The organism is Synechococcus sp. A18-25c (assembly GCF_014280035.1).
GTDB lineage: Bacteria > Cyanobacteriota > Cyanobacteriia > PCC-6307 > Cyanobiaceae > Synechococcus_C.
Window position 1 is genome coordinate 1285697 of sequence record NZ_CP047957.1, and the last position, 25043, is coordinate 1310739.

Annotated in this window: 30 protein-coding genes; 15 read left to right on the forward strand and 15 right to left on the reverse strand. The window is 55.6% G+C overall.

The annotated features are described in order from the left end of the window. Window positions 1-2: 2 nt before the first annotated feature. Window positions 3-173: a DUF6737 family protein gene (locus tag SynA1825c_RS13780; RefSeq protein WP_370593803.1), complete on the forward strand. Its 171-nt coding sequence runs from the start codon at window positions 3-5 to the stop codon at window positions 171-173. Here SynA1825c_RS13780 and SynA1825c_RS13635 read toward each other — a convergent pair. The 3 genes from SynA1825c_RS13635 to SynA1825c_RS13640 form a co-directional block, all read right to left on the reverse strand. Further along, a complete protein-coding gene (locus SynA1825c_RS13635; RefSeq protein WP_255476867.1) occupies window positions 161-358 on the reverse strand; it encodes a hypothetical protein in 198 nt (65 codons plus the stop codon). The two genes, SynA1825c_RS13780 and SynA1825c_RS13635, sit on opposite strands and share 13 nt — an antisense overlap. Window positions 359-517: 159 nt before the next feature. Beyond that, the gene (locus tag SynA1825c_RS07200; protein ID WP_255478302.1) at window positions 518-1261 is read right to left on the reverse strand and encodes an ABC transporter ATP-binding protein; all 744 of its coding nucleotides are present in this window, start codon (window positions 1259-1261) and stop codon (window positions 518-520) included. 743 nt (window positions 1262-2004) lie between these two features. Next, on the reverse strand, window positions 2005-2466 hold the full coding sequence (locus tag SynA1825c_RS13640) for a hypothetical protein (RefSeq protein WP_255478303.1): 462 nt from the start codon (window positions 2464-2466) through the stop codon (window positions 2005-2007). A 480-nt stretch (window positions 2467-2946) separates the two neighbouring features. On the opposite strand from SynA1825c_RS13640, the gene SynA1825c_RS07210 reads away from it, so the two are divergent. Then, a complete protein-coding gene (locus SynA1825c_RS07210; protein ID WP_186471085.1) occupies window positions 2947-3138 on the forward strand; it encodes a hypothetical protein in 192 nt (63 codons plus the stop codon). A 656-nt stretch (window positions 3139-3794) separates the two neighbouring features. Here SynA1825c_RS07210 and SynA1825c_RS07215 read toward each other — a convergent pair. The 4 genes from SynA1825c_RS07215 to SynA1825c_RS07230 form a co-directional block, all read right to left on the reverse strand. Further along, window positions 3795-4004 carry a hypothetical protein gene (locus SynA1825c_RS07215; RefSeq protein WP_255478304.1) on the reverse strand — a complete coding sequence of 70 codons (210 nt, stop codon included), beginning with the start codon at window positions 4002-4004 and terminating at the stop codon, window positions 3795-3797. A 1244-nt stretch (window positions 4005-5248) separates the two neighbouring features. Beyond that, a complete protein-coding gene (locus SynA1825c_RS07220) occupies window positions 5249-5563 on the reverse strand; it encodes a DUF3303 domain-containing protein (protein ID WP_186468699.1) in 315 nt (104 codons plus the stop codon). Window positions 5564-5812: 249 nt separating this feature from the next. Then, window positions 5813-6352 carry a PAP/fibrillin family protein gene (locus SynA1825c_RS07225; RefSeq protein WP_186468700.1) on the reverse strand — a complete coding sequence of 180 codons (540 nt, stop codon included), beginning with the start codon at window positions 6350-6352 and terminating at the stop codon, window positions 5813-5815. Between the two features lie 10 nt (window positions 6353-6362). Next, a complete protein-coding gene (locus tag SynA1825c_RS07230; RefSeq protein WP_186468701.1) occupies window positions 6363-6833 on the reverse strand; it encodes a DUF427 domain-containing protein in 471 nt (156 codons plus the stop codon). Window positions 6834-6886: 53 nt separating this feature from the next. Here SynA1825c_RS07230 and SynA1825c_RS07235 point away from each other — a divergent pair, with 53 nt between their 5' ends. Beyond that, window positions 6887-7591, forward strand: a complete 705-nt coding sequence (locus SynA1825c_RS07235; RefSeq protein ID WP_186468702.1) for a triacylglycerol lipase — start codon at window positions 6887-6889, stop codon at window positions 7589-7591. A 498-nt stretch (window positions 7592-8089) separates the two neighbouring features. On the opposite strand, the gene SynA1825c_RS07245 is transcribed toward SynA1825c_RS07235, so the two are convergent. After that, window positions 8090-8656, reverse strand: coding sequence for a DUF1543 domain-containing protein (locus SynA1825c_RS07245; protein ID WP_186468704.1), 567 nt, complete (start codon window positions 8654-8656; stop codon window positions 8090-8092). 83 nt (window positions 8657-8739) lie between these two features. Here SynA1825c_RS07245 and SynA1825c_RS07250 point away from each other — a divergent pair, with 83 nt between their 5' ends. Genes SynA1825c_RS07250 through SynA1825c_RS07260 form a run of 3 tightly spaced genes read left to right on the forward strand, consistent with a single transcriptional unit; the run spans window position 8740 to window position 10350 of the window. Next, window positions 8740-9864 carry a DUF819 family protein gene (locus tag SynA1825c_RS07250; RefSeq protein WP_255478305.1) on the forward strand — a complete coding sequence of 375 codons (1125 nt, stop codon included), beginning with the start codon at window positions 8740-8742 and terminating at the stop codon, window positions 9862-9864. A gap of 55 nt (window positions 9865-9919) precedes the next feature. Continuing rightward, window positions 9920-10153, forward strand: coding sequence for a hypothetical protein (locus SynA1825c_RS07255; RefSeq protein ID WP_186468705.1), 234 nt, complete (start codon window positions 9920-9922; stop codon window positions 10151-10153). After that, window positions 10150-10350 (forward strand): hypothetical protein, encoded by a 201-nt coding sequence (locus SynA1825c_RS07260; protein ID WP_186471245.1) that lies wholly within the window; start codon window positions 10150-10152, stop codon window positions 10348-10350. The genes SynA1825c_RS07255 and SynA1825c_RS07260 overlap by 4 nt, the downstream gene beginning before the upstream one ends. Window positions 10351-10432: 82 nt before the next feature. Here the strand turns inward: SynA1825c_RS07260 and SynA1825c_RS07265 are convergent, their stop codons facing one another. Then, on the reverse strand, window positions 10433-10669 hold the full coding sequence (locus tag SynA1825c_RS07265; protein ID WP_186468706.1) for a hypothetical protein: 237 nt from the start codon (window positions 10667-10669) through the stop codon (window positions 10433-10435). Between the two features lie 543 nt (window positions 10670-11212). Here SynA1825c_RS07265 and SynA1825c_RS13645 point away from each other — a divergent pair. Then, on the forward strand, window positions 11213-11335 hold the full coding sequence (locus SynA1825c_RS13645) for a hypothetical protein (protein ID WP_255478307.1): 123 nt from the start codon (window positions 11213-11215) through the stop codon (window positions 11333-11335). 23 nt (window positions 11336-11358) lie between these two features. Beyond that, a complete protein-coding gene (locus SynA1825c_RS07275; RefSeq protein WP_186468708.1) occupies window positions 11359-11538 on the forward strand; it encodes a hypothetical protein in 180 nt (59 codons plus the stop codon). Between the two features lie 116 nt (window positions 11539-11654). On the opposite strand, the gene SynA1825c_RS07280 is transcribed toward SynA1825c_RS07275, so the two are convergent. Continuing rightward, window positions 11655-14099: a ligase-associated DNA damage response DEXH box helicase gene (locus SynA1825c_RS07280; RefSeq protein WP_186471086.1), complete on the reverse strand. Its 2445-nt coding sequence runs from the start codon at window positions 14097-14099 to the stop codon at window positions 11655-11657. Next, window positions 14096-14305: a DUF350 domain-containing protein gene (locus SynA1825c_RS07285; RefSeq protein ID WP_186468709.1), complete on the reverse strand. Its 210-nt coding sequence runs from the start codon at window positions 14303-14305 to the stop codon at window positions 14096-14098. The genes SynA1825c_RS07280 and SynA1825c_RS07285 overlap by 4 nt, the downstream gene beginning before the upstream one ends. 2 nt (window positions 14306-14307) lie before the next feature. Between SynA1825c_RS07285 and SynA1825c_RS07290 the strand changes: the two genes are divergently transcribed. From SynA1825c_RS07290 to SynA1825c_RS07310, 5 genes are all read left to right on the forward strand, one after another. After that, complete coding sequence (locus tag SynA1825c_RS07290) at window positions 14308-15441, forward strand: hypothetical protein (RefSeq protein WP_222929978.1); 1134 nt, start codon at window positions 14308-14310, stop codon at window positions 15439-15441. Then, the gene (locus tag SynA1825c_RS07295) at window positions 15438-15755 is read left to right on the forward strand and encodes a hypothetical protein (protein WP_186468711.1); all 318 of its coding nucleotides are present in this window, start codon (window positions 15438-15440) and stop codon (window positions 15753-15755) included. Before SynA1825c_RS07290 ends, SynA1825c_RS07295 begins: the two co-directional genes overlap by 4 nt. Further along, complete coding sequence (locus SynA1825c_RS07300; protein WP_186468712.1) at window positions 15740-17332, forward strand: polyamine aminopropyltransferase; 1593 nt, start codon at window positions 15740-15742, stop codon at window positions 17330-17332. Before SynA1825c_RS07295 ends, SynA1825c_RS07300 begins: the two co-directional genes overlap by 16 nt. Then, a complete protein-coding gene (locus SynA1825c_RS07305) occupies window positions 17329-17928 on the forward strand; it encodes a DUF4178 domain-containing protein (protein ID WP_186468713.1) in 600 nt (199 codons plus the stop codon). Before SynA1825c_RS07300 ends, SynA1825c_RS07305 begins: the two co-directional genes overlap by 4 nt. 298 nt (window positions 17929-18226) lie before the next feature. Next, window positions 18227-18850 carry a hypothetical protein gene (locus SynA1825c_RS07310; protein ID WP_186468714.1) on the forward strand — a complete coding sequence of 208 codons (624 nt, stop codon included), beginning with the start codon at window positions 18227-18229 and terminating at the stop codon, window positions 18848-18850. Window positions 18851-18983: 133 nt separating this feature from the next. Here SynA1825c_RS07310 and SynA1825c_RS07315 read toward each other — a convergent pair whose 3' ends face one another. The 4 genes from SynA1825c_RS07315 to nadA are packed head-to-tail and all read right to left on the reverse strand — an operon-like array spanning window position 18984 to window position 23038. Continuing rightward, entirely contained in the window at window positions 18984-20687 is a 1704-nt protein-coding gene (locus SynA1825c_RS07315) for an ATP-dependent DNA ligase (protein ID WP_186471087.1), read from the reverse strand. Between the two features lie 25 nt (window positions 20688-20712). Beyond that, entirely contained in the window at window positions 20713-21063 is a 351-nt protein-coding gene (locus SynA1825c_RS07320; RefSeq protein WP_186468715.1) for a DNA ligase, read from the reverse strand. A gap of 30 nt (window positions 21064-21093) precedes the next feature. Next, the gene (locus SynA1825c_RS07325; protein WP_186468716.1) at window positions 21094-22071 is read right to left on the reverse strand and encodes a ligase-associated DNA damage response exonuclease; all 978 of its coding nucleotides are present in this window, start codon (window positions 22069-22071) and stop codon (window positions 21094-21096) included. A 34-nt stretch (window positions 22072-22105) separates the two neighbouring features. After that, window positions 22106-23038, reverse strand: a complete 933-nt coding sequence (gene nadA / locus SynA1825c_RS07330) for a quinolinate synthase NadA (RefSeq protein ID WP_186468717.1) — start codon at window positions 23036-23038, stop codon at window positions 22106-22108. A 111-nt stretch (window positions 23039-23149) separates the two neighbouring features. On the opposite strand from nadA, the gene SynA1825c_RS07335 reads away from it, so the two are divergent. Beyond that, window positions 23150-23923 carry a TIGR04168 family protein gene (locus SynA1825c_RS07335; RefSeq protein WP_255478308.1) on the forward strand — a complete coding sequence of 258 codons (774 nt, stop codon included), beginning with the start codon at window positions 23150-23152 and terminating at the stop codon, window positions 23921-23923. After that, window positions 23917-25011 carry a hypothetical protein gene (locus SynA1825c_RS07340; protein WP_186468718.1) on the forward strand — a complete coding sequence of 365 codons (1095 nt, stop codon included), beginning with the start codon at window positions 23917-23919 and terminating at the stop codon, window positions 25009-25011. Before SynA1825c_RS07335 ends, SynA1825c_RS07340 begins: the two co-directional genes overlap by 7 nt. Window positions 25012-25043 lie beyond the last annotated feature (32 nt).

The following is a 25043-nucleotide window of genomic DNA, read 5'->3' on the forward strand; positions in this document are numbered from 1 at the left end:
CCATGTGGTGTCAGCCCTGGTCGATCCTGCTGACAGGTTTGATCGCCATGGTTTCGAGCTGGATGCTTCTCCATCGGCTTTGGATCACCGTGCCTGTTTCGGTCCTGGTGTTGAGCTGGTGGTATGTGTTCCTCGTGTTGGCACCCGCTGCTTACAAGAATCAGCCCCGTTGAGCGGCACGGAATTTCTGCTTCTCCTCGATCAGCTCGGCTTCGAGTTGCTCGATCAATTGAGTGACCAACGCCTGAAATTCCGGCTGACAACCGCGGAATGCCGCTTTGTGCCGGATTGGTTCGTTGCGCATGCGCAGATCGGTCAGCATGAGCTGGAGGGCATCGATTCTGGCGTTGGTGTTCAAGGCGTCACCCCGCAGGCGAGGCGAGGTTATGACATCGGCTTCCGTCCCGATGGCACCTCACCCAGATTTCTCGAGCGGTTCTGGTTTGCCCACTCCCCTTGAAGCATTGCCGAGGTCACTCACACAGGGATGATTCGCACGTTCACACTCTCAGGATGATCAGGCGGGAAGCACCTGGCGGTAGCCATGGCTTTCCAAAACCGTAAGGGGAGTGTCAAACAAACTCGACAGGTGATCCGCCGTCAATGTGTCTCGAGGAGAGCCATCAAGGCTCACTTCGCCTTCCGTTAGCCCCACGACCCGTTGAATTTCTGGGATGACTGCATCCACCTGATGCGTCACCAACACCAAGGTGGTTCCGTTCCTGCAGAGATCGCGGAGCAGCGCCAACAGCTTGTGGCGTGCCCGCAGATCCAAGCCATTGATGGGTTCATCCAGAACGAGAACGTCGGGATCATGCACGAGAGATCGCGCAATCAACAGGCGACGTTTCTGCCCATCGGACAGCTGACCAAAACCAATGTCGCTCAGCGTTTGAAGGTCGAGTCTTTCGAGCAGTGAATTCGTTCGCTGGCACTGTTCGTCACTTGGATGGCGGTCCTGGCCAAGCCCGATGGCTCCGAAAAAGGCCGACTGAAGCAGTTCTCTCCCCGTCATTGCTGCTGGAATGCGATGCTCCAGCTCTGTGTTCACAACACCCAGTCTTTGGCGCAAGTGCCAGAGATTCACGGTTTCGCTGCCAAACAGGCGTAGGTGCGAACCCGGCTGCACCACAGGATAAAGACTGCGATTGATCAACTTCACTAAAGAGCTTTTGCCAGCTCCGTTGCGGCCAAGAATGGCTGTTGATTCCCCTAGCCAGAGCCTCAGGCTGAGGTTGTGGACGACCCGGTGACCATCCATCCATGCTTCAACAGACTGAAGGTCCAGCCAGGGGGAATTTCTGTTGCTTGCATCATCAGGGTTCATTCGATGATTCTGGCTTTGGTTGGAAATCGAGTTGATGTCGACCCGACGCTGCGTTCAATGCGGCTCAAGCTCTTTTCGTGCAGATCGTTCACTTGGTGGACGCCTGGTATGCAACCGGTGTGGAACACCCGCCGATCAGCGTCGCGCTTCAGGTCGAGCTGGGTCTCCGATTCGAGCGAGCCCCCGTGGACAGTCCAGCCCCCTGTTCTGGATCGTGCTGGGTCTGGTTGTGCTGGTGTTGGTTTTGATCTTTCAGGCTGCCTGAACCAGTTCTTGCAGTGTCGTCGTGCGTCGACGAAGCAGCGGTGCCAAGGGGCATCGGTGGGTTGTCGGTTGCTCCAGATCCAATCGCCTCGGATCCCATCAATGTCTGGCATTTGAAAATGGAGATTGCATGACGATGTCAATCTGCATCTGGCATGGATGGGTTCCTGTGTTGATCATGCTGCGATGGATCAGAGGATAAGGATCATTGACTTGCGTTGAAAGGAGTCACAATCAAATGATGATGGATGAACAAAACTCACGCGTTCACGTTTTAATTGCAAAGCATTCAATTGCCTCTTGAATGTTTTAAATTTGGTGGTGATTGCAAATGGGTCAAACTGAATGAGTCTTGATCGATCGATTTGATATCCCGTTATTCATCTTGGAAGTGTATTTGATTCACTTGTTTGTCACATTAAAGGAGTTTTGTTGTGCTCGAATAAGATCGTTTCGACCAACTTCAGGTTAGGTTTGTTTGCAGCGATTTTGTCTCGCATGGCCTTTGGTAATCGAGCTTCCAAGTGTCTCTGCTTGATCAACTCTTTTTTAAATCGATCTCGAAAGGCAGGAAAGGCATCGAGATAGCTGAGCGCTTCACCACGCTTCCAAGCCGCCATTTCCAGCGCTTGTTTGAAGTGCATATACGACCCAGTCCAGTCCACCAAGTCATTCATGCTTGTGATGCCAAGATCATTCTTGGAGAGTGACATGGCCCTCTTCGAATTCGGGTAATTGGGCGATTCAGAGAGACTAGGCTTCTTATCGTCGTCAATCAAGATCTCACTCTGAAGTTTCCTTTGTGAGCGCCTTGCCCGGTCATCCTCCTGCAGCTTTTGAGCCGCTGTTCGTTGCATGGTGATCTCATTGAGCAAGAAGCGTCACAGTGCCAGTTATCTGTGACCAGATCTTTAAAGAGCCTACAAAAAGCCCCTTCTTGTCTTAGACCGATGGTGGTTGGTGAAACACCAACTCCTCACACCACTCAAAGCCTTCGTCTTCGACGGGGCTTTTTTTTTGCTGTGTCTCGTGGAATGGCCTGTTGCAAGGCCAACCTTGTTGAGCCCAACGGATAGCAATCTGCCTATCCGTTGCCACTTCCTCTCCAGGCGAGTGAATGGTGTTGTTCGTCACCATCAGTTCTGGATCATCTCAACAAGGTTTTCGAGTCTCCTTTCTGGGCGAGGGGAGATGCGTCGACTCAGGTCGGGATGGTGACACCGGCTTTTTTCTGATTTCACAGCACTTCCAGGTTCATGTGCCACAGGCCATGAAGCAATCCCGAGCACTTTCTATTGTTCATTGGCATTCATCATCCATGTCTTCCAACGTGAGTGACAACAAAGGCTGATGCTGTGTTCACGATTCAAGAGCTCACGCAACATGGTTGGGATTCGAAAACCCAACACACCAATCAAGACCATGCGTACTGGCATGCCCGGGTGAAGTCAGAAGCTGATGGACGCACCTATCGCGTGATCAGCACTGAAGCTCACGTGGTGTGCTTGCTGACTCCCCATGGATCTGAATGCTGGGAATTGGATTGATCTCTCTTCTGTTCGCAAAAAAAAACCTCAACGTTTCGCTGAGGACAGGTTTGTTTGGATGACCTTGGACCTCAGTGAGAGGTCCTGTGGTGCTCGTTTTTGTCTTGGTTGCCGGGATAGATCGGTCGTGCAAGCAACGTTGCTGGTTTGGCGCTCTGTGGCTTCTTGGTTTGGCCTTGGGTCCTGACGATGGATGGCATGGCTCAAAAAGCGTATGTTCCCTTTTAGATCTGGTTGGCTGCTCGTTGTCGCTACAAATCACACAGAACTAGAAAGACCGTCTCCCGTGATCGAAAGACGGCCTAGCTGTCTTGCTGGATGCTCAGACCCTGCAGTCACAAGGCTGATTGGGGAGTTCGAAGCGTCTGGCTATGGGGCTCGTCAAGCCAGTCAGGCAGCTCCTAACCCCTGCTCAGTTGGACCATCGTCTCGCATTGGACGCCCCTGAATCAGAAGATGCGCTTAGTCTGCGCAACTTCGAAAGGGTCTGACATCAGTCAAATCACGCATTGCCAACATTGCGCTCACTGACGAGATTAAGGGTGATTTGTCAACAGGCGTCTGCTCAACCAGCAAGCTGTTCTCCAAGTCCAACGGCTGAGAGGACGCCTTTTTGTCCCGGTCGGCGTTTAGACGGTGATCCGGTTGGTGATCGGTCAGCCAAACAGTTGGCTCAGATCAAATTCCTCCTGGCTGACAGGAGCAATCTCCAGTTCGTAAGCCAACAGATCCTTCGACAGCAATGTCAGGGCGATGCCCATTAGAGCGAGTGCAACTCCAGAATCTTTGTCTGCAGTGGTGGATACAGTCCTGGATAATTCAAGATGTTTTTGCCAGGAAAAATGCATCGACTTGAGTTGCTGCAAGCCTTTTCTAGGTCATTCAGCAAAGCAAATCCAAGTCATTAGCAAAGTCAGGCAATGTTTTGTAATCAGCAAATTGTATTGGCCTGAGCATCTTTTCCTTGAATCGGTTGTAACGACTACGTTTTTGGTTTGCCCAAACAAAATATCTGGGGTACTTTGCATTTGCCAAGCTGAGAATGCTGATGGAACCGATTGCTCTGACTCTTGGTCAAAAGTTCGAAGTGGAAAAGTTTTCGAGGGAAATCGATAGTTTCGAAGATCTCCAGCAGCTGCGTGACCTCGCGAAGGATCTCTTGGTGGCTTGGAAGCAGCAGCAAGCTTCAACGGCTTGGGTCATTCGTCAGAAAGAGGGTTTGTCTTGACAGCTAGGGAGCCCGATTTCTGACGGGCTCTTGACGATTGCCGTTGATATGTTTGATGCCCTATCTCAATTTGGGATCACGTCGTATAAGCAACGTCCTCATTGCTGACGATGACATTGCTTCATTTCTTATTTTCTGATCTCTAAGTTTTTTATTGCCGTCAGCTAGCTTGTCCAATATTCCCTGGCAGTCATGATGAGTCTTGGAGAGTCTGTGATGTCACTTTTGAGTCTTCTAGCAGCCATGATCTGAATTGTAGATTACTTATTAAGACATTAACGATTGTGTTTTCTTTCATTGCTAGTTGAACAATATTTTAGAGAATGAATGCAGGGAGTCAATTTGATTCGTAGGATCTGTCTCTGCGTCAATCCCATGAAATCGGTTCACATCGTCTCGTCGAACAACTCACGAGGACATGGGTTTAGGTAGCATACCGATGATTCAACAATTGACATTTGTTCTTCATAGGCCAAGGTGTTGAACGAACAGAAGAAGGGCTCTGGGGTGGGATCTTCGCCAAGAGGAGCTTTTGCTCATGGTGAATTGTCCAAGTGCGAAATTAATCTCAATCTTCATTGATCCATGGGTTACTCTTTGCTTTGTTCACTCGTTGAATTATTTTTCTAACATATCTGGTCAATTTTAGTTTTATCAAATCATAGGTTTCAACGTTTTTAGTTGTGTCGGTTTGTTGGTCTCCCATTTCTTAAAGATAACTTCATCGTCGTTGTGTTGTCTTGATTGCAGGTTTTGCTCTCCCTGATCGGGTTTAGAGCTCAGTCCCCTCTCTCTGATTCAAAACATCAAATCCAAGCACTAGAAAAAAAGCCCCAGCTTGAGCTGGGGCTTCAACAAGATTGTTTAGGAGTGAGTAGGTGTTCAGGCACTCATCATTTCGAACAACTCCTTGTGGCATGCACACACTTCCTCATCGGTGAAAGCAGGCTGCATCTCAAATTCCACGCCAAACATCGCGCGCCAAGGAGCAAAGTGCTTGAACAGCACCATGCTGCTTTCTGCTTTGCAGATCACAACGCCACTGCCGGTTTGAGGGCAGTGTGTGCGGCTGATCAACTCGAAGCCATCAATGCGGTCACCCTCGGCGCCGCTCGCCATGTACTCAATCAACTTGGTGTAGGCAGCCTTTTGGCCTTCGATCTCTGGGAACTGCCAAGTGACGTTGTAGAGCTGCATCTTGTTTCAAAAGGGATGTTGTCTTCTAGCACCAAAAAGGTTCTTGCTGTGCATTGCTGGACACTTCGGGCCGCTTCAGGAGCCCAGACCATCTGCTTCTGACAGGTGTGTGCCTTGAGCTTGGCAGGGATCAATCCAATCGTGATTGATCATAGTTATTGTTCGTTGTTCCCTTTCGGTCGCCTTACTGCCTTGAATTGTGGAACAGATTGTTGTGGTGTTTGATCCAATCATCATCCACAAGTTTCTTTATTTCTGCTTTTTGGAAGGAGGAAGGAAGTCAGAGATTGCCAAGTCGTCCCTTTTAAGCAGCGCGAATATTGTTCCTACATTGCCGCGACAAACGCGTAGGTTTGTCGTGAGAACCGTGATATCCAGCCACGCAGGAAAGGATTGATTCAGTTGTTTCATCAGTTCGAGCCGCTGTAATCCAGCAATCTTTGGACCTCGCCATCCACCGCGACAGAAACACACGCCCACACGATTCGGCAGCTCAAGGCTGAGTTGAGCTTCGACTGAGATGGCAGCCATTCCAGCCAGAGGTCCAGACAATCTGAGCAGATTCATACCCCGCTGCGTCGCTGGATCCAGCACTTGCAGATTTTCAAGCCACGGAGCTTGCTGCAACCAGGGTTGTGTGGCACTGCTCCAACGCAGTTCCCAAACGCCTTCTAACGAATCGGCGCTAGTCGCAAGATCAACAGTCGATTCTGCTTCCAATGCTGAGATCAGACCACTGATTCTTGAATTTTTGGGTTGGTGCTTCAACAATCCAATGAGCTCATTCATTGTTCACCGATTAGATCAATTCAGGGTGATTGGGATCACCTTTAAAGGGGCCTTCCACGGCAGAACTGATCCAACCTCCATAAAATCCCCCTGCCTGGGCGGTGACTGGCTCTCCATTAAGCCAACAGCCATCCATCAAGCCTGGATATAGGGCGTACCAACCTGCAATGGCCATGAAAGTTGGAGTTGGTGTTGGATAACGCCAAACTGCGCGTTGGATGGTTTTGCCACCTGCTTGAACGTCAAAATATTCAGCCACCCCTTTCCATTCACAGAAGCTGCGCCCAACAGCCGCTGTCAGCAGGGATGTGTTGACGCCATCGGGCGGCAGGTAATAAGTGGGAGGGTGGAAAGTCTCCAGAACGCGTTGCGTTCCTTGACCTTCAAACAACACCTCGCCTCCCACTTGAACGAGCACATGGTCACCACTAGTCTCCAAGCGTGGGGGCCGTGGATAGTCGGCAACGCGTTCCGGCGTCATCTGTTCGCCTGCTTCTGCATGGATGATGGCGCTGTTTCGTCAACATCGGAGAGATGACGACCGTTGACCCCCGGCAGCCTGTCTTGATCCTTGGAGGTTTTTTGATTACGGCAGAGGCCTATGCACCGATGGCTGCCTGGCTTAAGCAACTAGGTGTTTTTGATGCGCATGTGGTTCCTGTCACACGACTGGAATGGCTGCTGACCACTTGGGGGTTTGGCTGGCGTCGGGTGCTTGATCGTGTCGATGCCCTCGTGCAACAGCTCCAAGCTTCATCGCTGACTGGTCGCGTGACCTTGATTGGACACAGCTCAGGTGGGGTGATGTTGCGCCTCTATCTCAGCGATGAACCCGTTCTTGGTCGTGGCTATCACGGTGCGACTCGCTGTGACCGACTGATCACGTTGGGCAGTCCGCATCAGGCAGTTCGTGCCACACCCTTGCGCATGTTGGTGGATCGACGCTTTCCGGGCTGCTACGAGCCGGGGGTGGACTACGTCGCCATTGCGGGCGAGCTCGATCTGAATGGAGACAACGCGTCGTCATTCAGCCGACGCACGGCGTCTGGCAGTTACAAAAGCATTGCCGGTGACGCAGAACTCAGTGGTGATGGACTGGTACCAGTGGAGTCAGCCCTGTTGAAGGGTGCTCGACATCTGGTTCAGCCGGACACCGCCCATGGTGGTTTCTTCGGCAAGCTTTGGTACGGGTCTTTGCAGCGGCTCGAGTCCTGGTGGACCTTTGTGACCAACGATTAGGCCTGAGTCGCATCTGTGGATGTGATTCATGACCACAGGCTTGCTTGATCTTGGTCCATAAAAATGCCAGTTAATCCTGATCTATGGAATCACGAGCGCTTCAGCACAATGGTTGGCTTGGATGAATCATGGCGACGCCTGAACTGGAAATCTTCCTGTGTCAATTGGATTGTTCCTTGTTTCATTGCTCAGTGCACTCGGCACCGGCCCTTGAATCTGTTTAAGATAATCATTCGGCAAACATGGTCTGATGCCTCTTTCACTTCGACAGGGCGTTGTTGCTTTTCTTTGTTTGACAGTTGTGTTTCATATTGCCGATAATTCACTGCAATATCAACGCTGCTTGTTACAGGCTTCCAATCAGCAATTTCCTGATTTCAAACTGGTTATGGCATCTCCACAATGCAACGGATTGGCCAATGGAGGGTTGTTTCGTTTGTTTCCGAAGCCCCTGGGGATGCAACTGCGTTGAAGCTTCGGATGTGTGATTGATAACGCTTAAATCAAGCGGTAGCCAAACCAGTCGGGTTTGAGATCTTTGATGTTGCTGGATGGATCCGGTATCAGATGAATACGCCAACCCTCGACATCTCCAATCGGTAGGCAGTCATCGACGACGTTCAATGTGTCGATGCCATAGAGATCGTCTTTGTGCACCTGAGCAGCGTCATTCAGCCAACGTCGACGTGCCCTTGCTTTGGCAGCTGGTTTGCTTGGTGCAACGATCAGGCCAAATTGATGCAACTCCTGGAGTGAGCCACTGTCGTACCCACCGAGATTGACAAACCAGAGCTGGTCTGAGCCTTTGCTGAGCTTCGCATCCATCTCTGCCGGCCATTCGTGTTGGCTCTGGATGAGCTCAACCTTGTATCCATCCACATGTTCAACAGCGACATAACTGTCGATGTGCAGGCCTCGTTTGAGGCCAAACCATTGATGCTTCAGCGCTGGAATCGTGGCCTCAATGTCAACCCCCACAACCCAGCGCACATCATGCAGCTCAATGTGGCTGGTTGCTGTACGTCCTCCGAGGACGACCAGAAACAGTTTCGGTGTGGGCGTCATCGCGCGCTCTCAGAATTTCGATTCATGGCTTTGAGCAGATTTCCGCGTTGGTGACGGCATGACCTCAGCGATGCTTGCTGTGATTGTGCACACCCCATGACCGCATCAGTGGACATCACCGCGTCATGGCTGGTGATCGCTGGCATCACGGCCGGGGGTTGGTGGTTGGCTCGTGTGAACCGTTGGGCTTGTTGATTGCCAACCTGAGTGGTTGGAAGCCTGATGCTGGTGTGTCGGGTTGGGTGAATGGTCCCCTCACCTCCCTTGCCATCGTTGAGCTTCTGCTGGCTGTCGAGTTGCGTCGCGTGCTGCCTGACGCCCGTCGGCTCCTGCCCCCTTTTCTGGTGTCTGTCTTGGCCACCGTTTTTGCGGTGCTCGTCTTTGGATGGGTGATTCGCCCTTGGCTTAGCGAGGATGCCTCAGCATTGGCGGCTGTGTACACCGCGACGTTCACAGGTGGAACGCTGAACTTTGTGTCTGTGGGTCGAAGCCTTGCGATTCCCGATGACTTGTTTGCAATTGCGACAGCCGCTGACTATGTGGTGTTCACAGGCTGGTTTCTGCTGAGCCTGCTGATCGGTCGAGAGCGCCAGGCATCAGGGGTGGACTCCATTGCCAGTGATGCGCACACGTCCGATGCACAGATGGCGGATGGGCCCAGGGCTCTCGGGATTGCGCATCAGCCCAAGTCACTGGCATCGGGTTTGCTCTGGGGTGGTGCTGCCATGCTGATTGCGGAACTGGTGTTGATCCTGTTGCGCGGGTTGGCGTGGGATGTGCCGGCGATCATCGTGCTCACCACGGTGGCCTTGCTGATGGCACAACTGCCAACCGGTGGATCCCGAGTCACCTGTTACGGCATGGGAAAGGTATTGATTCAACCGTTTTTCGCAGTGATTGGATTGAACACAACGGTTGGTGGCCTGTTCGGCTTGGGTTTACCCGTGCTGGTTTATGCCTTCCTGATGGTTGGGATCCAGGCTCTCGCTGTTTGGTTGGTGCGGTGTCAACAGCGTTGGGCGTTGGTCGACAGCTTGGTCGCATCCCAAGCCGCTGTTGGAGGTCCCAGCATTGCGCTGGCGTTGGCCAGCAGCTTGGGCCCATCGTCGTTGGTGTTGCCCGCTGTGGCGGTCGGCCTTCTGGGAATGTTGATCGGGACTTACCTAGGGCTGGCTGTCGAGACGCTGTTTCAGTGGCCCGTCAGCTGAGATTCACTTGTCGACACACGTCTGGATTTAATATTCAGCGTCTCTAAAAGCGTTGATGGCCTGGGAATACACGCAGCTCCGTTTTGTTCCGCGAGGGAAGAGCTGGACAGGCGAGATTGATGAGCTGTGGCTAGACGACAAGCAACTGATCTCCAGGAACCGTCCTCAGCAAGTGAGTCTTGTGGAACTAATGAATGAGCTTGGATCCCAGGGTTGGGAGTTGGTGACCTATGCCCAGCCGTTCACCGGCTATCACGGTGGCTGCTACACCTTTAAGCGTCAGTGTTGACGTCTGTTTTGCGGATCGAAACGCTGGAGCAGCTGGCAGCGGTGGTGGTCACAGCCGGCCTAGTCATCGGTAATTTCCTACTGTTCACCCCCTGGCGGGATGGACAGGATCCTCGTCATTGGGCCCCAGTGCCAACCCCCAACTCGTTGTTGCATGAGCACTTAGCCATCCGAGCACCGCTGCGAGCAACCCTTTGATCATGGGTCTGGTTTTTCAATAGCAACATTGGCTGTCAGCCACAAAGGTGATCAACGCCGATAACGCTCAAACCGGAGTTTGTCAGGGAGCGATCCAGAAACCGCTGTAAAACCAATCATTGATGAATTGGTTGAGCTCGTCGTCGGTGTTGCAGCCGGACTCGCTGATCAGGCTTGCATCCGACTGTGTCTGCTGAATTGCATAGAAGTCCTCTGGAGTGAAGTCGCCTTCATCCATTGCTTCGGCCATGGAGGCCCACTGGTTGGTCAAGGCCACCAGCAGTTGTTCGCGCAGCTCGGGGTTGAGCGTGGTGTTCATCGCATCAGGAGCCAAACCGTGACGCCGCCAACAGCGACACCTTTGAAGAATTGGGCCCAGGTGAGGGCATAGGTGTCGAGCTGAAAGGTTCGCATCATCCAATTCAGCACTTCTTTATGCTTGCGAATCAGGATGGAGCTTTCCGCAGTGTTTAGCTGCTGAATCTGTTTGAGTTTGATTTCGCCAAGCTTTGGCATGTGATCAATAATTTGGTTAGTGATGTTTCTTCAAGGCTGATTCTAATTCATGGCTTTAATGATTGAGTCTTGAGTCTCATGTTGACGATGAGAAGGGGTTTGATTGGTATGGAAGAGAACAAGCCGGAGGCTGCGAATTTTTTTTCTGGAGCGGTTCAATCGTCCTGTCTTTATCTTGGAATGACAACCTTGCGTTGCGTCGTCATGGTGTGGGAATGAGTGGTGTCTTGATGTCCTAGTTCTGTTGAGTTGCGCTTGCAGCATGCTCGGCTGTGACCCTGCGTCCTGATCGTGTTCTGCACACCCGTGCTGATCAACATCACCATGATCATCACAACCATGTTGTGTGCTCTGGTCCACGCCGCCGCCGCTCACTGCCGCTGCATCTGAGCTGGTCCTTGGTGCGATGGAATCCGGCAATGTCACCATTGAGGGTCCCAACGGCGATGAAATTCAGTTGGAATGGTGAAACCCTTCGAATTGCTTTTCCGCATGGAACCCATCACTTGGCTGGTGATCACCTGGGCCACCTATGGCGCGCAGCGCACCACGGCAGCCCTGGAGAAAATTCCCCAGGCCTCGATGGACCAGTGCATGGCCAATTCCAGGCTGATCACCGACTGGCAACCGAAAGCCAGCGTGAAATGCATTGAAGGAGTTCAAGGTTTCTAGGCTCAATCGTTTGACGTTCTTGGTTGAGCGCTGATAGCGAGGCTTGATTGGACGCTGAGTTTCTGAAGCGGAACGCTGACGTTGGTTGCAGAGGATTCTTTGATTTGATGGCTGATTCACTCTTCATGTCGTAGAGCATCCTTTTGCATTCGCTCGATGCGTTCCAGCACGGATTCATTGCTCATGCGGTTATTGAGCCGCTCGACGAGCAATGGAAATGCCAGAGGGCCCGGCCGTGGAGTGGGGCAGTGCAAGACCTCGCCACTGCGCATGCGCATCAAAGCTTTGCGCAAGCGCGGCAGTTCCAGCTGGTCCTGCAGCACTTCATGCTGGGCCTGACGCACCAGCAGATTGTTGGGTTCGTGCTTGTTGAACACCTCCCACAGAAGCGAGCCGCTGATCTGGAGCTGGCCGGCGCTTTTGCTCTGCCCGGGGAATCCCTGCACCAGCAGTCCAGACACCTGGGCAATGCTGCGGAAGCGGCGGCGACACAGCTCGGACAGATTCAGTGCTTGCTCAAGATCCTGTTCAAGGTTGCTGTCATCGAGCAACACGTCCAAATGGTCCTCCAGCAGATCATCGAACGGGTAGCCGCGTGGTGCCAGCAATTCAAAGCCGTAATCATTCACCGACACCGTGATCGTGCCGCGATGAATTCGGGTGAGACGCGTGGCCCAGAGGAATCCCAGCCCTTCATGCACAAACCTTCCTTCAAAGGGATAGGCGTAGAGGTGCATGCCTTCACGGGTTCGGCAGGTTTCCAACAGCAGCTGATCGCTGTCGGGCAGCGTTGATAGATCCATCTGACGCTCGAACAACGGTTCCAGTGCCTTTAGCTCTGGTGTGTCGAGGTCTCCCCGTCCGGCCCGCGCGACTTCATCGCGCAGATGGTGGGTCAGTAGATCAGACAGTGACATCTGGCCACCGGCCCAGGCGGGCACCGCGGTGCTCTTGCGTGTGGAGGCCTTCACGTAGGCCGTCATCTCCCGCAGCCTCACAAATTCCAGCTGCCTGCCGGCGAAGAAGAACACATCCTTCGGCTTCAGCTGGCTGATGAACGTTTCTTCCACGTGACCCAGCACCGCGCCACGAATGAAGCGCACGCGAATGGCCGGAGCGGAGGTGATGGTGCCGATGTTGAGGCGATGCAACCGTGCGATGGCCTTTTCGCGCACCACATACCGGCCGTGCTCGTCGTGCTCCAGTTTTCGGTAGCGCGGGTAAGCACCGAGGCAATCGCCGCCGTGCTCGAGAAAGCGCAGACACCACTGCCAGTCCTCGTCTCTCAGCTCGGAGTAGCTCGATGTGCGTCGTATCGCCTCGAGGGTGCGTTGGGGCTCGAAGCCTGGGCCGCAGGCGAGGGTGGTGAGGTGTTGGAGCAACACATCGAGTGGCGCATGTGGTGGTCGTCGCTCCTCTACCAAGCCGTTGTCCAGACCGCGGCGAACGGCGCTGAGTTCCAATAGCTCCAAGGCATTGGTCGGCATGAACAGCACCTGGGAGGTGCCTCCTGGTAAGTGGGCGGACCGGCCAGCCCGTTGCAGCAGTCGTGCCAGATTTTTCGGGGAGCCGATCTGCACGACCCGTTCTACGGGTTGAAAGTCAACGCCTAAGTCCAGCGAGCTGGTGCAAACCACCCAAAGCATCGAGCCGGCCTTCACGGAGGCTTCAATGGCTTCGCGCTCGGCACGATCGAGAGCACTGTGATGCAGTGCCAGCAAGCCCTCCATTTCGGGGCAGGCGTAGCGCAAACACTGAAACCAACGTTCAGCTTGGTTGCGCGTGTTGGTGAACAGCAGTGTGCTGGTGCAGGGCTCCAGTTGGCCCACCAGATCCTCATAGCGACGTAGGCCCAGGTGGCCGCCCCAGGGGAAACCGTCGATGCTGTCCGGAAGAATGCTGGTCACGCTGAGACCGCGCTTCGGTGCGCCTGTGATGAAGCAGGGATCTCCACCTGCGCCGAGTGCATGTTGCGCAGCCTCCTCCAGGTTGCCGATCGTGGCGCTGATGGCCCAGGTTTGTAGGGATGGGCGTTGCTGTCGCAGCCAGCTGAGCCCCAGTTCCGTCTGAATGCCTCGTTTTGAGCCAATCAACTCGTGCCATTCATCGAGAATGACCGTTTCCAGCGTTTGAAATAGACGTTCGCAATGGCGACCGGCCAGAAGGACGCACAGTGACTCTGGTGTGGTGATCAGGATCTCTGGTGGGGATTTGAGTTGCCGGCTGCGTTCGCTGGTGTTGGTGTCTCCGTTGCGGATGCCCACCCGTAACGGCCAGGCCATCGCATCAATGGGTTGCTGCAGCGCCAGCGCTAGATCCCGACTGAGTGCCCGTAGCGGTGTGATGTAGAGAAGCCTGACGCCTCGGATCTCGCTTGGCGACGCCAGCATGCGCGCGATAGAACCCATCACGGCGGCGTAGGTTTTGCCGGACCCTGTGGGCACCTGAATCAAACCGCTTCGGCCCGCCAGATGGGCTTCCCAGGTCTGTGTCTGGAAGGGAAGTGGAGTCCATCCCTGCTGGTCAAACCAGCGATGGATTGGTTGAAGAACGTCGTTCAGATCAGAATCACCGTGACGACGACTGCGGAAACGGCCAACACAACTGAGCCCACGACCACCCCTGCCGCCACATTGCCCTTGCGAACCTCAGCGCGGTAATCGAGGGGTGTAAGGCGATCAAAGAACCAGACACCGCCCACGATGAGCAGGATTCCTGCCACCGTCCACATCAGGCTCAGCATCAACTGGATGAGGGTTGCCTGCATGGGTGAGGCTGCATGACTGGCGTAATTTAAGCGGCAGTGTTCTGCCGATGGTCGTGTCAGGGTCGCCACCGGTGGGTCGTCGCGTGATGTTGGGTTGGCGAACCCGTGGCGTCTTCCCCTGGGCCCTGCTGGTGCTGATTTGTCCGCTCAGCCCTTTGCTGGTCCTGTTCATGGCCCCTGGTGGGACGGTCCAGGACCGGGAAGTGACCTTGCCGGCAGTGGATCGGGCGGTGACGACGCAACCGTTTGATTTCAAGAGCGTGAATGAGGCGGTGACGATCAAAACCGTCTTTACCCCTCCCGCAGGCACCCTTCTTTATCTCTCCACCGAGCTGCTGGATGTCAGCGGCAAGGTTGTGTTTCAACACGACATCGAGGGGCGGGATAGTGGTGGCGGTTCGCTGCCGGATGAAGCTGCCCTGTCGAGGCTTTCTCCAAGCGAGCGTCAGCGCCAGTGGATGCGAACACCGGACTACGCTCGACCCGCCAACGATCACAGCGTGAGCTTCCGTCCTGCAGAAGCTGGCTCGTATCAACTTCGTTTCCAGGTTTATCTGCCCCGCAATCAGGAAGGTGAGGCGATCCCGCTTTCAGACCCGGTGCTGGTCCGCACCAGAGTGAGCACAACGCCTGTGGATCGCGGCCTGTTGTTGCTCACCGTTCTGTTGAGCGGGGCTTCCTCTTGGATGTTCCTGTCCAAGGTCTACAGGCGTGGACGGATTCAATGTTTAGGCTGCTACGAATCCGTTGGTCATGCCGGTCGGGCTTCGCGCGGGGATTACAGGGCTGGCCTTCTGGTATTGCGCGCGCGGGCTGCCTTCAGTCAGGGCTACCAGACCAACATCCAACAGGAGGCGAGGCAGTATTTGTTTGGCGTGCGCGTGACTGACGGTCGGGGCACATTGCTGTATCGCGGCAGTGCTCCCGTGGAGAGGTCGACGGTGTCACTGACCGATTCCACACTCAACTTGCACCTTTTTCCGCAACTTTTCCAGCTCACGAAAGACTGCAACCTTCGGTTTGATCTACTTCCACCGGAATCCACATCGACCCTGCAGTTCGAATCCGTGCACATTGAGCTGTGCGACCAGGTCATGCTTGCCTGGCCGCAGGAAGTCGTGAGGCTCGATCCATGACCAGACTTCTTCTGCTGATGCTCACGGTGAGCATGAGTGCTGTGGGGATTTCGGCGGCTTACACCAACGAAGACGTTCCTCAGATCGGTGCGCTTTTGCCTGCAACAACCGATGCACAGGAATCATCGATCGTCTTCCGTGGTTTCTATGGCGTGTCTGGTTGGAGAGCGGGCAGCACTAGGCTTGAAGCCAGCTCATTGGCGATTGGTCGGAATCCTTACGGCAGTTACAGCAGCTCTGGTCGCTACGGGGGATCAAGCGGCTACGGCAGCTATGGCGGTTTCTCCAGCGGTGGTGGATGGAGCGGCAAATAACGGCTGCTGATCTCAGTCCCCTCCAAGTGAGGGTTCTTCTGGTCACTGCCATGGTTTCTTCGGCAGCTGGACTCGTGCTGGAGCTGTTGCTTGTGGCGCAGGCCAGTTATTTGATGGGGGACGCCACCTTGGCGACAGGGGTGGTGGTGGGCACGTTCCTTGCGGCGATGGGATTGGGAGCCTGGTTCACGGAGTTCATTGCTGTGAAAGGCCAGCCCCTGAATCGTTTGCTCAGAGCATTGGTGCTGGTGGAAATCACCCTCTGCCCGCTGTGCCTCTTTGGACCAGTCACCTTGTTCTTGCTGTTTGCGATCGGCGCTCCGTTATGGATCGCCATCGTTCTGCTCACCTTGATGGTGGGCTTGTTGGGGGGCATGGAACTGCCCTTGATCACCCGCATGCTGGAAACCCAGGATCAGTTGCGGCGGGCGCTGGCCAGGGTTTTGGCGTTGGATTATTTCGGCTCGCTGCTGGGTGCTTTGGCGTTTCCGCTGGTGTTGCTGCCTTGGCTGGGTCTGTTGCCCACCGCGGCTGTGCTGGCGTTCGTGCCCGTCGGCGCCACCTTGGCCCTGGCGCTGGTGTTTCCGAGTTTGCGGCGCTGGCGCATTCCGGTGGTTGCGCTCCTACCGATCACGGGTGTGGCGGCGTATCTGATCGCCCCCCTCGGACATCGCATCGAGGATGGCTTCTACGGCGCCAGGGTGATTGAGCGCCATCAAACGCGTCATCAGCGGATCGTGATGACCCGACGTGGGGCGGATCTGCGCTTGTTTCTGGATGGGGACCTTCAGTTTTCCAGCTTGGACGAATACCGCTATCACGAAGCACTGGTGCATCCGGCGATGGCTGCTCATGCAGCGCCGCGCCACGTGTTGCTGTTGGGGGCAGGTGACGGCTTGGCGTTGAGAGAAATCCTGCGCTGGCCCAGCGTTGAACGGGTCGACGTGGTGGAGCTAGACCCTTTGGTCATTCGTCTGGCTAGACAACAACCCCAACTTCGACAGCTGAATCACGACAGTCTGGGAGACCCAAGAGTGACCGTGCACCTCGGTGATGCCTACGCCGCCGTGCGCAACTTCCAGCGACGCTTCGATGTGGTGATCGCTGACTTCCCTGATCCAGATACGTTGCCGGTGGCGCGGCTGTACAGCGTTGGTTTCTATGGCGCGGTGCGTGAGCGACTTAATCCAGGCGCCGTCATGGTCACCCAGGCCAGCGCACCATTTCTCACCCCCCGCGTTCTGGCCTCGATTCAGGCGGGACTGCAGCAGGCAGGTCTGCAGACCCGTCCGTACAGCGTCACCATTCCCACGTTTGGCCCCTGGGGGTTTGTCATGGCCAGGTCTGGTGCCTGGTCTCCGCAATTCCAGTCCATTCCATTTCCCACACGCTGGATCGATTCGGATCAGCTCGCGGCCTTGTTCGCATTCCCCAGAGACTTTCTGCCAAGCGGCTCCGATACTGTGCAGCCCAACCGGATGACACAGCCGGTTCTTCTTGACTATCAACGCGGCGATCGTCGCCGGCGGCTGCTCCAGCCACTAGCGCCAATCCCTTCCAACCCGAATTCCTCATGAGCGGACTGCTTTTTCTGCTGCTTGCCGCAGTGCTGGTTTGGTGGCTGACCCGAAACAGCATGGACAGGCGCAAAAAGCCCCGTCAGGGCGTTAGTCCTGAACAACGCACCCTGTTCAATCTCCAGGTGGGGGATGTTGTTCAGCGTGATCTGCGCGACTGGATCGTGGAATCGATTCTTGAATTCAATCAATCCGGTTTCCAATGGCGTGAGTATTACCTCCGCGATGGAGAAGAAGGCATTTGGCTCGTGGTGGTTGACGACGATCGTCTCGAACTGTCCTGGATGCGTCAGGTTCCATCCCATGAGATCTCGATTAATTTCCCCCTACGCGATCGACTCGTTTACGAAGGCATCAGTTATCGCCTTGAGGAAAAGGGACTGGCGCAGTACAGACGCATTTCGCGCAACAGCAATCAAGGAGGACCGTGCCGTTTTCACGATTATGTCGCTGAGGGTGGCCGTTTGCTCAGCGTGGAGATCTATGTGCAGGATGCTTCGGTCGATACCGGTGAAATTGAACTGTGTCTTGGTGAGCGCATCATTCCAGAGTCACTCAGCATTCTTCCTGGAGATGGACGCAGTGTTTACGCCTGAGTTCATCGCGTGATCATGGTGATTGGCTCCTGCTCATTGCAGCCATGTGAAGGGAGCTCCACTGCGTTCTAGCCGTCAGCGGCTGTGTGGATGCTTCATGGCCAGGAGTGGTCAGACAGACGGGTCAAAGGATGGTTCCTATGGACCGAGACGGCGCTGCTGAATGAGGGTCTTCAGTGTAAGAACCCTGACTCCTCAGAGAAATCTCATCGATTTACTTGGTCTTTCGCAGACTGTTTCGATGTGGTTGAGAGCATCGTGGATACATCAACACAGGGCTTCAAAGCCTGGTTTAACGATGTCACAAATTCCAGATGTATTGACAGGATTAGAGCGATATCTTGAGAGGGGGATTGGTGGCGGAGAGCTTGTTGAGTACAGCATCTACGGCAATGAGTTGGCTGCTGATAGTGTTTCAACTGAATTGGCGATTGGTTCCTATGGTCGCGTCGTTCATGCATGGAACCATAGTGATGAACAGAAAAGATTCATTCGCAGCGTCTTTGAAAGGCTTGATCCTTTGCTAGACCTAGACTTTGTTGAGTCGGCTCCATCCGGTGACTCGGATATCAACATTTACCGATCATCGCGAAACAGTTATTGGGAGTCCAACGCTCTTTTTGATGTGCCGAGTGATTGGGTTGGTGGTGGGTCTGCACACTCGAATTATGATCGTTTCGATCTTTCCTGGAGGGATGTGGATGCGTTCGATGCATTTGCCGATGCTGAGAAAAGCTCGCTAGTCCACGAAATCGGTCATGCCCTTGGCTTGAGAGATCTTGCTTATGACCCAAAGTGGACTCGCTACGACTCAATCATGTCGTACAACCACCCAAGTGATCGTCCCGTCAACACTTGGTTTTCTGAGGCTGATATCCACGCTCTGCAGAGTGTTTGGGGGCTCGAGGATGATTCTTTCTAGATTTTGAAAGACCCTTTGATCTGCATCGGAATGATGACGTGACAATTGGGTTTGCAGTGAAATACTCGTTGTTTTCAATCTGATCTGTTTTCAGCAGGTTGGTGCTGAGGATCATCTGTGTGGTTCAAGTCAGTCACGCCGACCTGTTCGTGACGCGCGCGCAGAGTTCTTTGGCTTCGCCAAGGGTGTTGGCACTGCTGGCGCTACGGTCCCGTCGCCAGCGCAGGATTCTGGGGAAGCGAACGGCGAGTCCGCATTTGTGTCGTTTGGACTCCTGGATGCCTTCAAAGCCAATTTCGAACACCAGCTCGGGATCGACCGATCGTGTTGGGCCAAACCGTTCACGGGTGTGGCGCCTGATCCAGCGGTCGAGTTCAAGGATTTCTGCGTCGTTGAGGCCGGAATAGGCTTTAGCAAATGTCACTAGCTGTGGCGCGTCGTCGTCATTGGATTGGTCATCCCAGAGCGCAAAGGTGTAGTCGGTGAACAAATTGGCCCGGCGCCCTCGGCCGGCTTGGGCGTAGATCAACACCGCATCCAACGTCATCGGATCGCGTTTGTGTTTCCACCAGTGTCCTCGTTTGCGTCCACTGAGGTAAGGCGAATGAAGGCGTTTGAGCATCACACCCTCCGCCCCCTGTTGTACGGCGGCTTGGCGCCGTTGGTCGAGTTCTGTCCAGTGGCCGAGCAAAGCGCCATGGCTGAGCCGGCAGCGCCACCCCTCGTTGCTGCTTCCGAAGCTTGCGTGCAGGTCGCCCAATGTGGCCAGCCGTAGTTTGAGCGGTTGCTCACGCAGATCCTGCGCGTTGTGTTCCAGGACGTCGTAGGCCACAAAGCTCACTGGGCAGTCATGGCGCAGTTTTCGACCCACCGTCTTGCGGCCGAGTCGGCGCTGCAGATCACTGAATGGTCGGGGGTCCGCTTCCGCTTCGGCCCAACAAATCACTTCTCCATCGAGCACGGTGTCGTGGGGAAGTGCCGCGGCCATTTCGATGAGTTCGGGGAATTGGCTGTTGATCAGCTCCTCGCCTCGACTCCAGAGATACGTGCCGCTCTCCCGTTGGATCAGCTGGCCGCGGATGCCGTCCCATTTGGGCTCCACCCACCATTCCTTGGCTGCTGTCTCACCGAGGCTTGCGTGCTGAAGAGGGCTGGCTAGGAAGAAGGGATAGGGCACCGGCCCCCGGTTGCCCCGATCCGCCTTCGGGGGAGCCGTGAGTTGTTGGAACCAGGCCGAGGACGCCTCGACTGGCGCCATCAATCGTTCCAGCACCAGGGCTTCTTCGAGGGCGAACCCACTGGCGATCGCCTTCACCACCAGGCCACGGCCGACCCCGATGCGAAAGCCACCGGTGAGCAGTTTGTTGAACAGGAAAAGGCGTTCCGGTGGCAAGGCCTGCCAGATCGCTAGCACCGCCTGGCTTTGGACGGCAGGCTCCATTGCTGCCAGTGCCGGCAGCAGCATCTCCATCCACCACTGCATTGGCGGTGATGCATCGAGCTCGCGAATCCATGCCGACAGTGATGCATCGCAGCGGATGTCTGGAATGTCGTGGTGGATTTGAGGCCACAGCAACGACAACGTCTCGGCTGAATCGCCGACATGGCTTTGGCAATCATCAAAGAGCCAGTCGGGCATCGCACTGGCCTGTTGCAAGATGTCGCGCAAACGTCGACCCGTGATGAGCCGTTTGCGCCGTTCTTCGATCAGCAACATCACGCACCAGGCCGCGTCCTGGGCTGAAACCCTCTTCAGGTGATTGGCGATAAGTGCCACTTTGCGCCCCGTGGCGGTGCATTGATCGAGGCTGTCGATCAGTTCTGCCAGTGCATCCAGACCCTGAGGGTTGAAGGCCGGCGGATCAATAGCGGCGGAGATTGCCGTCACCTGGTGCGGTTACTTCGATGTTGCAGCCAGGGGTTCCATTGGCCACGTCGTTGAAGGCTTTCACGTAGTTAGCGGCCAATTCAGCATCACCCGATTCACGCACTGCTCCCTGAAGCCTTGCCAGGTCGCTACCCACCAGGTCACGGTTCAGCACTCCGCTGGCCAAACCAGCACAGATGGCCCGCGCTGCAGCGCCACCGTCCGCTGGAAACACCACTGTGTCGATCTGCTCGATGGTGATCTCAACCTGCTGAGCGAAGCCTGCTCCTGGTGTTGAGATCAGCAAAGACGAGAGGCCAACGATGGCGGCACTGCGCATTGACATTGGTTCGTCAACAGGGAAGTTGAGGCTAGGTCAGGCGAGCTGCTCGAGGGGTTTGGCCTCAATGCCATGACGTTCCCGCAGAAAGCGAGCCAGCACATCGCTTTGTCCATGCGTCACGTACACGGTGCGCGCGCCCGACTCGAGAACAGTGCGAATCAAGCCCTGCCAGTCGGCATGGTCACTGAGTACAAACCCCCGTTCGTATCCGCGGCGTCGGCGAGCCCCTCGCACCGCCATCCAGCCTGAGGCAAAGGCGGTTTGTGGAGCGCGGAAACGGCGCATCCAAGCCGAGCGATGGGCGGATGGAGGCGCCAGGATCAGGCGGCCCGCCAGCGGATCCTTTCGGGGTAACGCACTCACAGGGCGACTCGGTGTCATCGGCACGCCGGCTTCGCGGTAATGCCGGGTGACGGTTTCAACGGCGCCGTGCAGCAGCACTTCTTCGTCCACGCCGATCGCCTTGAGCTCTGCTAGGAGGCGCTGGGCTTTGCCGAAGGCATAGCAAAACAACAAGGAGGGGCGTTCGCGGTCCCCGTGCCACCAGTCACGGATCTGTTCGGCGATCTGAGCTCCGCTGTCCCAGGCGTAGATCGGCAGCGCAAAGGTGGCTTCCGTGATCATCACGTCACACGGCACGGATTCAAAGGGCGCACAACTGGGATCTGCACAGCGTTTGTAATCCCCAGTGACCACCCATACGGCGTCATTCACCTTGAGGCGCACCTGCGCTGAGCCCAGCACATGTCCTGCGCTGTGAAAGGACAGGCAGGCTTGGTTGAGCCAGAACTCCTGCCCGTAGGCCATCGGATGCAGAGTGATGTCGCGACCGAGGCGTTGGCGCAACACCCCTTCACTCACATCCACAGCCCAATATTCACCGCATCCGGGCCGCGCATGGTCGGCATGGGCATGGGTGATCAGCGCCCTTGGCACCGGTCGGCTTGGATCAATCCAGGCATCCGCGGCCCGGCAATACAGACCGCTGTCAGTGGGCTCGAGCAGTTGCATTCAACAACTCTGGCAAGTGTGTCGCTGGGCTGGGTTAGCGACTCATCTCGAGCATGCGTCGAATCGGGGCTTCCGCTTGGCTGCGCAAGTTTTCGTCCAGTGTGATTTCTGGCGAGAGGCTGTCCAGGCAGTCACGCAGCTTCTCCAAGGTATTGAGGCGCATGTAGGGGCAGGCATTGCAGCTGCAGCCATCGAGGCCTGGCACGTCGATCAACGTTTTCTCGGGAACGCGTTGCTGCATCTGGTGCAGGATTCCAGGCTCTGTCAGCACGATGAACGTCTTGGCGTCACTGGTTTCTGCGTGGTTGAGCAGTTTGCTCGTGGAGCCGATGAAATCCGCCAGATCGAGGAGGGTTTCTTCGCATTCCGGGTGGGCGATCACTTCGGCATCGGGATGCTCAAGTTTGAGTTGGAGCAGCGCCTCTTCACTAAAGGCTTCGTGCACGAGGCAGCGACCGGGCCACAGGGTGAGGTCCCGACCGCTCTGGCGTTGAACCCATCGACCCAGGTTGCGGTCTGGCGCAAACAAAACGGGGCGATCATCCGGAAGCTGTTGCACCAGATCAACGGCATTGCTGCTGGTGCAAATCAAATCGCTTTGCGCTTTCACTGCCGCGGTGCAGTTGATGTAGCTCACGACGAAATGATCGGGATGCTGTTCTCGAAACCGTGCAAATTCATCCGCCGGGCAGTCATCCGCCAGTGAGCACCCCGCCTCCAAATCCGGCAGCACCACAGTTTTTTCTGGGCTGAGGATCTTGGCTGTTTCGGCCATGAAATGGACACCGCAGAACACGATCACTTCGGCGTCGGTGTTCGCAGCCTTGCGTGAGAGCTCTAGGGAATCACCGATGAAATCAGCGATGTCTTGAATGTCTGGTTCCTGGTAGTAGTGCGCCAGGATCACGGCCTTCCGGTCCTTGCGGAGCTGGTTGATCGCCGCCACAACTGCGGTGTCAGAGCTCATTGGGACTTTCTGGGGCAGGATGGGCCTAGCCTAGAAGTCGTCCTGACACCTGTCCGACTTGCAATCGCCGGTGATCTCCACGGGGACTGGGGTGATCGAGATGCAGAGCTGGTGCATCATCTGCAACCCGACGCGCTGTTGTTCGTTGGTGATCTGAGCGATGGTGATCTTCGCTTGGTGAAACGGATTACGCAGCTGGCGTTGCCTGTTGCCGTGCTTCTGGGAAACCACGACCGCGGTCGAGACCGAAGCGGTGCGTTGCTGCAACAGCAAATCACGATGCTGGGTGAGCGGCACTGTCCCTGGAGTTTGCGCCAGTGGGAGAACCCCCATTTGGCTGTCGTCGGTGCCCGCCCCTGCAGTGCCGGTGGCGGTTTTCATCTTTCTCAAGCTGTTCAGGCCGTGTTTGGACCGGTCACCGAACAGGAATCAGCCGATCGCATCGTGTCTGCCGCTGCGCTGGCACCTTCCGATTGGCCGCTCGTTGTGTTGGCCCATAGCGGACCTACAGGTCTTGGATCCGATGCGGAGAGTCCCTGCGGTCGGGATTGGAAGCATCCGCATATCGATTGGGGTGATCGCGATCTCGCCTTGGCACTCGATCGCATGCAAACGCGCCGACGGGCTGACTTGGTGGTGTTCGGACACATGCACCATCAGCTCAAAGGGCGCCGCGGCGAACGAATCACATTTCATCGTGATCGCAGGGGCACGTGTTACGTGAATGCCGCCTGTGTTCCCCGCTCTGGATGCGATGACGACGGGAAACCACTGCATCACCTCACCTGGGTGGAATTCAATGCCATCGAACCCATCCTGATTAGTCACCGTTGGTATCGGCCCAGTGGGGATCTGGTGTATGAGCAAACCTTGTATCGATGCTGATTTACGTCTGCTTGAGCAGCCATGGCTTCGGTCATGCGGCCCGCCAGGCCGCCATGCTTTGGCATTTGCATCGATTGCAACCCACCTGGAGGCTGGTGGTCAGTTCGATGGTGGACTCAGCATTTTTCGCGTTGGTCCTGCGCGAGGTGCCAGTGCTTCGGCGAACTGTCCGCTGGGACGTGGGCATGCTCCAAGCCGATGCACTGGGAGCGGATCAGCCGGCAACCCTCCAGGCTCTTGAGCAGCTGCAAGCGGATCTGCCCAGACAGCTGGATGAGGAGGTGGCCTGGATCCGACGTCAGCACGATCAGGTGGCGGTGGTCGGCGACATCCCACCTGCCGCCGCCGATTTGGCCTCGCGACTGAATGCACCATTGATTTGGATGGGCAATTTCGGCTGGGATGACATTTATGAACCCTTGGGCGGATCTTTTCGTTTCTGGGCGCAACAGGCCAACGAGGCTTACCGCAAGGGATCAATGCTGCTGCGCTGTCCGTTTTCGATGGCCATGAACTGGCAGCTCTCCGATGTGGCCTTGTCGCTGGTGACAGCAGAACCACGACCTCTTCCACCTGATTTCGGGGTGTCGCTCGCGCGTGATCCCCGCACCAAGGTGATGGTGGGGTTTGGCGGACTCGGACTTTCCTTGCCACCCGATCTCTTTCGACACTGGCCGGAGCAGCTGTTTTTGATCGCTCCCTCGCGCAAGTCCAACCAAGACGCTGAAGCGGAGCTGCCAGCGAATGTGATGGTGCTGCCTGAGCAGGTCAGGCCCTTGGACGTGCTGCCCGTGTGTGAACGGCATCTGGGCAAACCGGGATTCAGCAGCTTCTGTGAGGCGATGTCCCAGAAGGTGGGGATGCATGTTGTGGAGCGGCATGGTTTCGCCGAAGCGGAGGTGCTGATGAATGGTTTGCGTCGCCACGCGGACCACCACTGCCTCAGCCGTGAGGAACTTGAGTCTGGAGATTGGAAATTGGATCAGCCGCTCATACCAGCTTGTGATGATGCGCTGGCGAGCGATGGCGCTCAGGTGGCTGCTGAAACGCTCCAGACCTGGTTGCGCACAACGATTAAGCAGAACTGATTAGCTCTATTAACCAGGCTGATGAGCGTTGA

Bases quoted from the DNA above. Each gene is read 5' to 3' on its own strand.
- SynA1825c_RS13780 (WP_370593803.1), top strand. From the start codon at position 3: ATGTGGTGTCAGCCCTGGTCGATCCTGCTGACAGGTTTGATCGCCATG.
- SynA1825c_RS07200 (WP_255478302.1), bottom strand. From the start codon at position 1,261: ATGGATGGTCACCGGGTCGTCCACAACCTCAGCCTGAGGCTCTGGCTA.
- SynA1825c_RS07220 (WP_186468699.1), bottom strand. From the start codon at position 5,563: ATGCAGCTCTACAACGTCACTTGGCAGTTCCCAGAGATCGAAGGCCAA.
- SynA1825c_RS07225 (WP_186468700.1), bottom strand. From the start codon at position 6,352: ATGAATGAGCTCATTGGATTGTTGAAGCACCAACCCAAAAATTCAAGA.
- SynA1825c_RS07230 (WP_186468701.1), bottom strand. From the start codon at position 6,833: ATGACGCCGGAACGCGTTGCCGACTATCCACGGCCCCCACGCTTGGAG.
- SynA1825c_RS07235 (WP_186468702.1), top strand. From the start codon at position 6,887: ATGACGACCGTTGACCCCCGGCAGCCTGTCTTGATCCTTGGAGGTTTT.
- SynA1825c_RS07245 (WP_186468704.1), bottom strand. From the start codon at position 8,656: ATGACGCCCACACCGAAACTGTTTCTGGTCGTCCTCGGAGGACGTACA.
- SynA1825c_RS07255 (WP_186468705.1), top strand. From the start codon at position 9,920: ATGGCCTGGGAATACACGCAGCTCCGTTTTGTTCCGCGAGGGAAGAGC.
- SynA1825c_RS07265 (WP_186468706.1), bottom strand. From the start codon at position 10,669: ATGAACACCACGCTCAACCCCGAGCTGCGCGAACAACTGCTGGTGGCC.
- SynA1825c_RS07275 (WP_186468708.1), top strand. From the start codon at position 11,359: ATGGAACCCATCACTTGGCTGGTGATCACCTGGGCCACCTATGGCGCG.
- SynA1825c_RS07285 (WP_186468709.1), bottom strand. From the start codon at position 14,305: ATGCAGGCAACCCTCATCCAGTTGATGCTGAGCCTGATGTGGACGGTG.
- SynA1825c_RS07295 (WP_186468711.1), top strand. From the start codon at position 15,438: ATGACCAGACTTCTTCTGCTGATGCTCACGGTGAGCATGAGTGCTGTG.
- SynA1825c_RS07300 (WP_186468712.1), top strand. From the start codon at position 15,740: ATGGAGCGGCAAATAACGGCTGCTGATCTCAGTCCCCTCCAAGTGAGG.
- SynA1825c_RS07305 (WP_186468713.1), top strand. From the start codon at position 17,329: ATGAGCGGACTGCTTTTTCTGCTGCTTGCCGCAGTGCTGGTTTGGTGG.
- SynA1825c_RS07310 (WP_186468714.1), top strand. From the start codon at position 18,227: ATGTCACAAATTCCAGATGTATTGACAGGATTAGAGCGATATCTTGAG.
- SynA1825c_RS07320 (WP_186468715.1), bottom strand. From the start codon at position 21,063: ATGTCAATGCGCAGTGCCGCCATCGTTGGCCTCTCGTCTTTGCTGATC.
- SynA1825c_RS07325 (WP_186468716.1), bottom strand. From the start codon at position 22,071: ATGCAACTGCTCGAGCCCACTGACAGCGGTCTGTATTGCCGGGCCGCG.
- nadA (WP_186468717.1), bottom strand. From the start codon at position 23,038: ATGAGCTCTGACACCGCAGTTGTGGCGGCGATCAACCAGCTCCGCAAG.
- SynA1825c_RS07340 (WP_186468718.1), top strand. From the start codon at position 23,917: ATGCTGATTTACGTCTGCTTGAGCAGCCATGGCTTCGGTCATGCGGCC.